This is a genomic window from Aneurinibacillus sp. UBA3580 (assembly GCF_002375825.1).
Lineage (GTDB): Bacteria > Bacillota > Bacilli > Aneurinibacillales > Aneurinibacillaceae > Aneurinibacillus > Aneurinibacillus danicus.
This window is the reverse complement of sequence record NZ_DFMZ01000124.1, coordinates 1-10,191: the sequence shown is the minus strand read 5'-3', so window position 1 is coordinate 10,191 and position 10,191 is coordinate 1. Positions and strand designations below refer to the sequence as shown.

General features: G+C 49.7%; 12 protein-coding genes. 3 read left to right on the top strand and 9 right to left on the bottom strand.

Annotated features, from left to right (window positions below; genetic code table 11):
• Positions 1–367: alanine--tRNA ligase-related protein (locus B2899_RS16945; protein WP_286887299.1), on the bottom strand; the 367-nt coding region annotated here is incomplete at its 3' end.
• A gap of 455 nt (positions 368–822) precedes the next feature.
• Positions 823–1,908, bottom strand: a complete 1,086-nt coding sequence (locus B2899_RS16940; RefSeq protein WP_286887298.1) for an AI-2E family transporter — start codon at positions 1,906–1,908, stop codon at positions 823–825.
• Positions 1,909–2,050: 142 nt separating this feature from the next.
• Here B2899_RS16940 and B2899_RS16935 point away from each other — a divergent pair, with 142 nt between their 5' ends.
• From B2899_RS16935 to B2899_RS16925, 3 genes are all read left to right on the top strand, one after another.
• Positions 2,051–2,572 carry a gamma carbonic anhydrase family protein gene (locus tag B2899_RS16935; protein WP_146811013.1) on the top strand — a complete coding sequence of 174 codons (522 nt, stop codon included), beginning with the start codon at positions 2,051–2,053 and terminating at the stop codon, positions 2,570–2,572.
• A 159-nt stretch (positions 2,573–2,731) separates the two neighbouring features.
• Positions 2,732–3,097, top strand: coding sequence for an STAS domain-containing protein (locus tag B2899_RS16930; RefSeq protein ID WP_146811014.1), 366 nt, complete (start codon positions 2,732–2,734; stop codon positions 3,095–3,097).
• Between the two features lie 12 nt (positions 3,098–3,109).
• A complete protein-coding gene (locus B2899_RS16925) occupies positions 3,110–5,083 on the top strand; it encodes a methyl-accepting chemotaxis protein (RefSeq protein WP_146811015.1) in 1,974 nt (657 codons plus the stop codon).
• Between the two features lie 84 nt (positions 5,084–5,167).
• Here the strand turns inward: B2899_RS16925 and B2899_RS16920 are convergent, their stop codons facing one another.
• The 7 genes from B2899_RS16920 to B2899_RS16890 all read right to left on the bottom strand — a co-directional run bounded on the left by B2899_RS16920 (position 5,168) and on the right by B2899_RS16890 (position 10,059).
• Positions 5,168–5,374 carry a hypothetical protein gene (locus tag B2899_RS16920; RefSeq protein WP_286887296.1) on the bottom strand — a complete coding sequence of 69 codons (207 nt, stop codon included), beginning with the start codon at positions 5,372–5,374 and terminating at the stop codon, positions 5,168–5,170.
• Between the two features lie 13 nt (positions 5,375–5,387).
• Positions 5,388–5,591: a hypothetical protein gene (locus B2899_RS16915; protein ID WP_146811017.1), complete on the bottom strand. Its 204-nt coding sequence runs from the start codon at positions 5,589–5,591 to the stop codon at positions 5,388–5,390.
• 33 nt (positions 5,592–5,624) lie between these two features.
• The gene (locus B2899_RS16910) at positions 5,625–6,113 is read right to left on the bottom strand and encodes a PRC-barrel domain-containing protein (RefSeq protein WP_170230304.1); all 489 of its coding nucleotides are present in this window, start codon (positions 6,111–6,113) and stop codon (positions 5,625–5,627) included.
• Between the two features lie 124 nt (positions 6,114–6,237).
• Complete coding sequence (locus B2899_RS16905) at positions 6,238–7,377, bottom strand: cysteine desulfurase family protein (protein WP_146811019.1); 1,140 nt, start codon at positions 7,375–7,377, stop codon at positions 6,238–6,240.
• A 31-nt stretch (positions 7,378–7,408) separates the two neighbouring features.
• A complete protein-coding gene (gene cymR / locus B2899_RS16900) occupies positions 7,409–7,828 on the bottom strand; it encodes a cysteine metabolism transcriptional regulator CymR (protein ID WP_146811020.1) in 420 nt (139 codons plus the stop codon).
• A gap of 18 nt (positions 7,829–7,846) precedes the next feature.
• Positions 7,847–9,178 carry an AAA family ATPase gene (locus tag B2899_RS16895; RefSeq protein ID WP_286887294.1) on the bottom strand — a complete coding sequence of 444 codons (1,332 nt, stop codon included), beginning with the start codon at positions 9,176–9,178 and terminating at the stop codon, positions 7,847–7,849.
• 113 nt (positions 9,179–9,291) lie between these two features.
• A complete protein-coding gene (locus tag B2899_RS16890; protein ID WP_146811022.1) occupies positions 9,292–10,059 on the bottom strand; it encodes a tRNA threonylcarbamoyladenosine dehydratase in 768 nt (255 codons plus the stop codon).
• Between the last annotated feature and the right edge of the window lie 132 nt (positions 10,060–10,191).

Here is a 10,191-nt window from a genome sequence, read left to right as displayed (position 1 = left end):
CCGGATCAAAGCCGATCCATTCCGGGCTGGTCAGGAATTCCCATGCCCACAAAATTGCTTCTTCTTTAAAGTAATCTCCGATAGAAAAATTACCCAGCATTTCGAAAAACGTATGGTGACGTGCGGTTTTTCCCACGTTCTCGATGTCATTGGTGCGGATCGATTTCTGTGAGTTGGTGATACGCGGGTTCTCCGGAATCACGCGTCCGTCAAAGTACTTCTTCAGCGTGGCAACCCCGCTGTTAATCCAGAGCAGCGAAGCGTCGTCAATCGGAATCAGCGGTGCGCTCGGCTCAATTTTATGACCTTTGCTGACGAAGAAATCCAGGTATTTCTGACGAATTTCAGCGGCTGACATGCGTTTCATTGTGAATGTATCCCTCCATAGTTACGGTATAGATATACAAAAGGCAAGAAGTAAGAAAGGAAGATACAAATGTAGACAAAGACGAATGTCTTTTTCTTTCGACTACACCCTCTTACCCCTTTTATTCTCTAAAACTAAAAAAGCTCTCAATCCCAGAATTTCTCCAGGGACGAGAGCTTGTCTTCTCACGCGGTACCACCCTGCTTACCCGCATATCAGACCAGACGTACGGGTCGCCTTGTTTTTGAGGATAACGGACAGCATGTGCCCGGCAGGGTTTATAAAGTCCTGCTCTCAGGAGTAGCGTTCGACGACTCTTCTCGTGAAGATCCTCTCAACCTCGGAATCTTCTCTCTGTACGAGGGCTGCCGCCTACTTATTCCTTCAACGAGTTCATGGTAATGAAGTTGTTTGCAGCACTACTTATTATACAGATTTACCATCTTTACTGTCAATTACTCCTCACTTTGCCATTCCGGTTTCCGTACTATATGGATGATGATATGCTGCACGACCACCTTCAGGCTGGCCACAATCGGAACTGCGAGAATCAATCCCGCAATACCGGCAATCTCCCCTCCGATCATGACCGATAAGATGATCAGCAGAGGGTGCATATGCAACGATTTGCCGACAATCAGCGGTGATACGATATTGCCTTCAAGAACCTGAATGATGGCATTGATAATCAGCGCATACAGCGCCATCTTCCATGATACGGTCAGCGCGAACAGAATAGCAGGCGCAGCGCCGAATACAGGGCCAATATAGGGAATGATGTTGGTAATCGCGACGAAGAAGGCGAATACAATCGCGTACGGCAGGCCGATAAAGAAATACCCGGCATACGCCAGCGCTCCGACTATGCCGCAGACAATAAGCTGGCCGCGGACATAATGACCAAGCGCCGTATCAATATCATGCAGCATGCGGCGCACGGTCGGACGGTGTTTGCCCGGCACAAGCAGGAGCGCCCCCTTCTGCATCGGTTTCATATCTTTCAGCATGTAAAATACGATAAACGGAATGAGCAGGACAAGTAGAATTTTTTCTACCCAACCATCCATGCCGGTAAATAGGCCGTTCACGTAGTTCGTCATTGCCAGCTCCATCTGCTGGATGCTGGTCGTAAGTCCGCCGTGCAGCGAAAACGGCGTCCTTGCCTGCTGAATGCGCATCCGACCAATCCAATCGCGGTATGTGCCGGCAAGCTCAGGAAATTTTGCTGAAAGCTCCTTGTACTCCCGCACCAGTATCGGTCCGGCATTCATAACGAGGAAAATAAGAAATAAAAAGAACAGCGTATAAATAAGGAAAACCGCCAGACCGCGCGGAAAATGGCGGTCAGTCAAAAATTTTACGACCGGATTCAGCAGGTACGCGAAAATGAGAGCAAAGAAGAACGGTGTCAGTACCTTCTTTACGATTTCGATAAATCCGACAAAAAAAACACTCACCTTTCCAAGCAAAAAAACAATTAATAAAACCATCAGCAGTACGGCTAGGAAATATAGCCAATTTGTTCTTGTGATTTTTTCCATTGTGTTCACATCCGCCCATGTGTAACATTTCTGTTTATAGTATGTACCAAAAAAAAAAACAACATGGATGGTACTGTCTCCCATCTATAAGGGAGGATTTCCCTTCTTTAAAGTCGAAATTGTTTAATAAAGGAGGGAAAGTATGAATGTAATTGAATATAATGGAAAGCGTCCAGTGATTGCAGACGGAGTTTTTATTGCACCTACCGCCGTCATCATCGGCGACGTAACGATTGAAGAGGGCAGCAGCATTTGGTTTGGCGCCGTGCTGCGCGGCGATTTCGGTTCGATCCACGTCGGCAAGCATACCAGCATTCAAGATAACTGCGTGGTGCATGTGACCAATGAAGGAACATACATCGGCGATCATAATACCATTGGCCACGGGGCGATTATTCATAGCTGCCGCATCGGCAATCGGAACGTCATCGGCATGAATGCGGTCATTCTCGACGGAGCGGTTATAGAGGACGAATGTATGGTGGCTGCAGGCAGCGTTGTTTCTAATAATATGGTAATTCCGGGCCGTCACCTGGCTGCTGGAGTCCCGGCCAAGGTAAAGAAAGAGTTGGAAGGCCAATCTTTGTGGTGGGTACAGGAGAGCTCTAAGGAGTACAGCAAACTTCTGGAAAGTTATGAAGAGATTTATTTGTATAAGAAATAACAAAAAAGTAGGTGAAGGAAACAAAAATTCCTTCACCTATTTTTTATATATTCTTTCTTTTTTAACCGAAATTTTATAATCCATTAATATTTATCTAAAACTCACCCTGTATGATAAATGCATACTAGTACGAAAGTTCCTAAAAAAGGGGAATGAAAGATGTTCATGATAAATGAGCAAGGCTATAGAATCATAACACTCGAGGGTGAAATTCACTACGCGAATTCACGACAAATCTCTAAAGATTTGCTCGCCTGTATCACTGAAGAACAGGATCGGTACATTCTCGACGTCTCCCGCCTGACAAGCGTAGACAGCACAGGCCTGGCCGTTCTCTTCTCTTTCTGCAAAAAATGTCATCTGGAAGGAAAAGAAAGCAAACTGGTCGCAGGCAATACATCCTGGTACAAACTGCTTCACTTCTCGAAGCTGGACCGGGTTTTATCTATCTATCCGGATGTGTCTGCCGCTCTCTCTGCAAGCAATTCAGAACAGGGCACCGGTTTCTCTATCCTTGAATATTAAGGCGGAAACAATATGAAAAAGCGCATGACGCTCCAGAAGCGATTAATGTTATTACTTACCGTAGTGATTGTCGGTGCATTTGCGACACTATACTTCTTCGTGGATCGCAGCGTCACCCAATCTCTGCGTGAAGCCGCACTGCGCGGCATGGATCAGGCGTCTGCTGAGGCTGCCATTCTCGTGGACAAGGACCTTTCGGACAAGCAACGCTCATTGTTCCAATTGGCGCAGTTTCCGGTTATCAAGGCCATTGACTCACGTCCCGATCGCGCCTTTGAGGCCGGACGCTTTCTTACGTCGATTACACGCAACCAGCCAGAGTATGAAGCCCTGTATATCGTTCTTCCTGAAGGACGCATTATCGCCGGATCGAACGGTTACCTGATCGGTCAAACATTTCCTGAGCAGACGGTACTGGATGCGGTACGAAATGCCGGGAAAGGCACGGTTAGCGATGTGCTGCAGGGGGAAGACGGACAGCCTTTGTTTTATTTGGCCGAGCCGATTAACGACGGACGAAGTTTCCTGATTGCCGCAATGAAACTCGATGCCATCGGTGCACACATCGCCCAGGTCAAAATGGGGGAAACCGGTTATGCCTATCTAGTTGATAAAAACGGATTGATTTTAGCCCATCCTGTAAAAAAATACGTAGCAAAGCTGAACATTGCTAAAGAAAGCTTCGGTCCTTCGATGCTTCAGGCTAAAAAGGGACAGGCCGAATACATATTTGAAGGAAAACAAAAATTAACGTCCTTCCATCCGGTCCAGCAAACCGGCTGGATCGTAGCTATTACAATAGATAGCAAAGAAGCGTACGCGGCCATCTGGCAGACCCGTTACGTTATTCTGGGAGTTTCACTCGTTTCTTTCTTGATTCTTATTACCATTCTTTCCGTGCTGATGAAACGAACGCTGGTACGGCCGATTCACCATGTACAGAAGAGTTTTCACATTGCAGCACAGGGCGACTTAACTGTACAGGCCACTGTAGAACGGGAAGACGAGCTAGGACAATTGGCGCTCGGCTTTAACCGGATGACCGGCGACCTGCGCAGTCTGGTGGCTACCATGCAGCACTCGGCAGAAGAAGTATCTTCCACTTCCGAACAGTTAGCTGCTACGTCCGAAGAAGCAGGAGCATCTGCCTCACAGATAGCTCATACGGTACGGCAGATTGCGGAAAACATCGGCGAGCAAGCGGAAGCCATCTCACTGGTTCACAGGGAAATGAACGAAACGCACGAGAAAGTCAACACGACCACCCTTGCTGCTTCACAGGCGCTGAATGTTGCCGAAGAGACACGACAGGCGGCCAAAGAAGGCATGGAGGCGGTCGCAGAGGCGATTCATCATCTGGATACAGTCTCACAGACCGTCATCTTCGCAACGGAAACCATTCAGAAATTGGGGAAACGTTCGGAGGAAATCGGCAACATTGTTCATGTTATCTCGGCCATCTCTGATCAGACCAATCTGCTGGCTCTCAACGCCGCAATCGAAGCGGCCAGAGCCGGACATCACGGCAGAGGTTTCGCAGTCGTGGCCGAAGAAGTGCGTAAATTGGCAGAAGAGGCTTCAAGAGCCTCGCACGAAATCGTAGATCTGGTGACACACGTGCAGAATGAGACGTCTGTAACCGTACGCTCAATGGAGATGAATGTCGAGCAGGTACAGCGGCAGATTGCGATGATTCATCAGGGCGGAAGCGCACTCGAAAATATTGTGAAGAAAACGGAACAGACGAAAAAAGAAATGGAAAAAATTGATCAAATGCAGGAAGAAATCCAGCACCTGGTTGAAAATCTCCACGAGCGCATTCGATTCATCGCTACCGTTAGCCGGGAAACGTCTGACGGCTTACGCGAAGTCTCGGCTTCCGTTCAAGAACAGAGTCAGGCGGCCGAAGAAATGTCTCTCAGTATTGAAACACTGTCACAGCTTGCCACCAAAACCCATCAGGAAACGCTGAAGTTCAAAATATAGGGAAGTAAAACGAGAAATGCAAAAAAAGCAGCTGTCGGTTTCCCGACGGCTGCCCGAGGTTTCTCGTTTTGTTTTCTGCCGGGTCTACCGCGCCATTCTGCGCAGCACCCGTCTGCCGAAACCGGCCATATAACGCGGGGGAATGTTCAGCATACCGGTAATGCCAATATTGCGCAATATGCGTTTTCCCAGGCGAACGGCCCGTTCCGTGCGGCTCTGCCTGGGCCGCACCATCCGGACGAGCCCGAGCGCGGCAATGATAACCGCTCCCATCCAAAAAGAAAGCTTCACCGCATCCATCTCCTTACATGTTGGTTTCGAAAGGCGGTGGGCAATCGTCAAAAAACAAATCGTTCAGCGAATGTAAAGTTCCGTCCTCTTCCACCTGAAAGACAGACGACACTTTGTTCCCTGAAGCCGTGAACTCAATACAGCAGTTCCAGCAATAGTACTGGTTTGTACCGATTTTGCCGATGTCTTTCGACTGGCAGTTCGGGCAATTCATCATTATTTTTTCCTCCCTGTACGTGACAGGGCCATTCTACTCCGGTGTGGAGACAATGACCGCGTCCTCACCCATTTTTAAACATTCCGTGCTGCGAATAACGGCGCGACCGTCGATAATATCCGACAGAATTCCGTTAGACAACTCATACCCTACTATCTTGCCCGATTCCACATGAAAGTAAACATCTTCCACAAACCCCAGATGCTCACCTTCCTTTGTAACGAACGCTTTGCCCTGTACAGGAGTAGAACCGGTCTGGATGCCCGTCCAGCCGGAAGGAAAAGACGAAGAGGAAAACGATACAATTGCCCGCTGCCCGGCTATCGTTACACAATCCGTACCTATTGCGCAAACCGCTTCCACCGGGATATACTTTCCCTGCTTAAGGAAGCTTGTCTCCCTCAGCAGAATCCCGGTTAATTGTCTCTGTTCATTGAACAGAAGATCATGGACATAGCCCACCTCTCTGCCCCGCTTAAGTTCAATGATGGGAAGTCCAATGACGTCACGTACCCGCCGCAAGACGATCATCTCCTTCCATATCCTTTAGTATAGGGCAAACAGATAAGGCTATGCTGTCTAAAGGATGCCAGGTCTTCCTTTCCTTACTTCCGCATCTCCTGCCTCTCCCCATTTTTTGCTAAGCTTACCCGTCTTTCCTTGAAAGAATACGGGCGATACGTCCGGCCGCTTCCCGCACCTGTTCCACAGTATTTCCGTATCCGAAGCTAAAACGAATGGCGGACTCAAGTCTTTCTGGCGGAAGATGCATGGCGCGCAGCACATGTGAAATCTCAAGGGAACCCGAGGTGCAGGCCGACCCGCTCGCGGCGGCAATGCCTGCCAAATCGAGGTGCATCAGCATGGCGTCCGTTTTCATACCGGGAAAGCTGACATTTAGAATATGCGGCATATAAAGTTCGGGATGACCGTTGACGACATAGTCAATCCCCTGCTCTTTCCACGTATCAAGCATTACAGTGCGTAGCTTCTCATACTGGGCACGGCGCTCTTCCCGCGTCTCTTCTGCCAGCTCGGCCGCACGGGCGAATCCGGCAATGCCGGGCACATTCTCTGTGCCGGCGCGGCGCTTCTTCTCTTGATTGCCCCCATACAGATGCGGCTCAATTTTAATGCCGCGCCGAACATATAACGCACCGATGCCTTTCGGTCCGTTGATTTTGTGCGCCGAAACTGATAGCAGATCGATGTGCAGTCGTTTTACATCCACATCCTCAATGCCGAATGCCTGCACGGCATCTGTATGAAAATAAATCCCGCGATCCTGCGCTATTTTTCCAATCTTGCCGACATGCTGCAGCGTTCCAACCTCGTTGTTGCCAAACATGATGCTGATAAGCACCGTATCGGGGCGGATCGCCTGTTCAACATCTTCTATAGAGACACGCCCCGTTTCGTCTACAGGCAAATACGTTACCTCGTATCCAATCGCTTCCAAACGTTTGCACGTATGCAGTACTGCATGGTGTTCAATCTGGCTGGTAATCAAATGCTTGCCTCTATCACGGTTTGCTTCCATAACCCCAAGCAGCGCCATATTGTCGGCCTCAGTGCCGCCGCTTGTAAAAATAACCTCGCCCGGTGCAGCGCCCAGACAGCGGGCGATAACCGACCGCGCTTCATCCACTATATGCCGCGTCCGCTGGCCGAAGCGGTGCATACTCGATGGGTTGCCGTGCAGTTCCCGGTAGTACGGTAGCATCGCTTCGAGCACTTCTGGATGGACCGGGGTAGTAGCCGCGTGATCCAGGTAAATTTCCTGCATGTTCTTCTGCTCCTTACCGCTGTTGAAATATTTAGATATAAAACATGTACGAGTCTGCTTGTCCTTCGTCTTTATACGTAATCAAGTCCTGTAATGTAGTGGAATCAAGCACTTCGCTAATGCTGTCACGAATGCGCATCCACAAATCGCGTTTTGCCGGATCTTCCTCTTCCTCGAATTCTACCGGGCTAATCGGCCCTTCCAGCACGCGGATCACATCGCCTGCGGTGATTTCTTCGGGTGTGCGGGCCAGGATATACCCGCCGTAGGCACCGCGAATACTCTTAACCAGACCGGCATTGCGCAGCGGGGCCACCAACTGTTCAAGGTAATGCTCCGACAGGTCATGCTTTTGTGCGATAGCCTTTAGCGACATTTGTCCTTCGCCGTACCGTCTGGCCAGCTCCATCATAATCGTCAAGCCGTAACGGCCTTTGGTTGATATCTTCAAACAAATCCCCTCATCTTTCTATTTGTCTTTTCGTACTGTTCGCAAATAATCTTTTATGTGACGTTCATAGCCGATCTCTTTTGGTCGGTAGAACGTCTCGGTGACACCTTCAGGCAAATACTGCTGTTCAACATACGAATGCGGATAATCGTGCGGGTATAGATACCCTTCTCCGTGTCCAAGTTTCTCGGCGCCTTTGTAATGCATATCCCGCAAATGCAGTGGAACAGCACCGTGTCCATGCTGCCGCACGTATTTCAACGCCTGGTTGATGCCCACGTAAGCGGCGTTGCTTTTTGGAGCGGATGCCAGGTACGTGGTGGCATGCGCTAGTGGAATGCGGCCTTCAGGCATTCCCACCAGCTCAAGTGCCTGGAAAGCGGAAACTGCAACCTGCAGCGCGCGCGGATCGCCGTTTCCGATATCTTCTGATGCCGCAATAATAAGACGCCTTGCGATAAAACGCGGGTCTTCACCAGCGTCAATCATACGTGCCAGCCAGTACAGCGCCGCATCCGGATCTGAACCGCGAATCGACTTAATATAGGCAGAAATTGTGTCATAATGATTATCCCCGGTTTTGTCATATCGTACTGCACGCCGTTGAATGGAATCAACTGCCACATCCAGCGTAATATGTACCTGTCCGCTCTTATCTCGCGGCGTGGTGGCTACAGCCAATTCCAGCGCATTCAACAGACGCCGGCTGTCCCCTTCCGCATAGCGGATCAAATGGCTGCGCGCTTCTTCGTCAATAACCACCGGCAGCTCTCCGTAGCCAAGCTCTTTGTCTTCAAGCGCCCTGTCGATGACCCGATTCAACTCTTCATCCGTAAGAGAATGCAGTTGAAACAATTGGGAGCGGGACAGCAATGCCGCATTGACCTCAAAGAACGGATTTTCCGTCGTAGCTCCGATTAGCCGAATGGTTCCGTCTTCCACATACGGTAACAGTGCATCCTGTTGAGATTTGTTGAAGCGGTGAATCTCATCGACAAACAGCGTCGTTCCCTGTCCATACATCTCACGGCGCTGCCTGGCTTCTTCCACAACGCGGCGGATATCAGCCACTCCCGCCGTTACCGCATTTATGTCGGTAAAATGCGTTTTGGTTGTACGGGCGATAATACGGGCCAGCGTCGTCTTCCCGGTACCCGGTGGTCCATGAAAAATAAGAGAAGAAATCCGGTCAGCTTCAATTGCGCGGCGCAGTAGCTTCCCCTGGCCAAGAATGTGCGTCTGGCCGACAAATTCGTCCAGCGTGCGCGGCCGCATTCGGTCTGCAAGCGGCTGGTGTCTGCTTTGTCCACGCTCCTTCTCTTCCTCATGGGCGTAGGAGAACAAATCCATATGCCGTACCCCTCCTCATTCCCGTGTACGTTCCTAAATCCTATTAATTATAGTAAAAAAATAAATATACGTAAAGGATGCCACCTGACAAGCGGCATCCTCTCCATCTATTTCTAATCGTCCCTTAATACTTCGATACCCGCTTTTTCCAGGAGATCGCGCACAATCACGCTTGTCATAATCAAGCCGGCGACCGAAGGAACAAACGCCACACTGGCCGGCGGGCGCGTCGCTTTGCGAATCGGAGAATCGGGATTTTGCACAACTTCCTGTAGCACCTCTTCGCGGGCAAGAATCGGTGTCTCTGTAGAATAGACGACCTTGACTCCCTTCTTGATGCCTTTCTTTCGCAATTCGCGGCGCAGCACCTTGGCAATCGGATCATACGATGTCTCAAACAAATCCGCTACCTGGAAGCGTGTCGGGTCGAGCTTGTTGGCCGCGCCCATGCTACTGATAAGCGGAATGCCACGTTCGCGGCACTGCAGGATGAGGTGCAGTTTGGCAGATATCGTATCCATTGCATCCGCTACATAATCAAGTTCGTGTTCGAAGAGCTGCTCATACGTTTCTTCGTTATAAAACATCTTCAACGTTACAACTTCGCATTCCGGGTTGATCGTCGCAATGCGCTGCTTCATGATTTCAACCTTCTGCTGTCCGACCGTTTCTAGCGTCGCCGGAAGCTGACGGTTACAGTTTGTAATATCTACATCGTCTTTGTCGATAAGCACAAGTTTGCCGATGCCGGTCCGGGCAAGCGATTCAACGGTGAACGATCCTACGCCACCGACGCCGAGTACGGCAACCGTGCTGTTTTTGAACATTTCAATACCCTCGCGGCCGACCGCAAGTTCTGTGCGTGAGAATTGGTGCAGCATAACAATCTCCTTTTTCTGTGAAAATCATGAGAAAAGAAGGAAGGGAAAGAGGAAATAAGATCCGGGGAAGAAAAAGGCGTTCGCCTTTTTCACCATTGAAATCATACTCTCGTTCTTTTCTCTCTTTTCCTT

Coding starts and splice junctions, on each gene's coding strand:
- B2899_RS16930 (WP_146811014.1), top strand. CDS start 2,732: ATGTTCATGATAAATGAGCAAGGCTATAGAATCATAACACTCGAGGGT.
- B2899_RS16915 (WP_146811017.1), bottom strand. CDS start 5,591: ATGATGAATTGCCCGAACTGCCAGTCGAAAGACATCGGCAAAATCGGT.
- B2899_RS16895 (WP_286887294.1), bottom strand. CDS start 9,178: ATGGATTTGTTCTCCTACGCCCATGAGGAAGAGAAGGAGCGTGGACAA.
- B2899_RS16940 (WP_286887298.1), bottom strand. CDS start 1,908: ATGGAAAAAATCACAAGAACAAATTGGCTATATTTCCTAGCCGTACTG.
- B2899_RS16905 (WP_146811019.1), bottom strand. CDS start 7,377: ATGCAGGAAATTTACCTGGATCACGCGGCTACTACCCCGGTCCATCCA.
- B2899_RS16925 (WP_146811015.1), top strand. CDS start 3,110: ATGAAAAAGCGCATGACGCTCCAGAAGCGATTAATGTTATTACTTACC.
- B2899_RS16890 (WP_146811022.1), bottom strand. CDS start 10,059: ATGCTGCACCAATTCTCACGCACAGAACTTGCGGTCGGCCGCGAGGGT.
- B2899_RS16935 (WP_146811013.1), top strand. CDS start 2,051: ATGAATGTAATTGAATATAATGGAAAGCGTCCAGTGATTGCAGACGGA.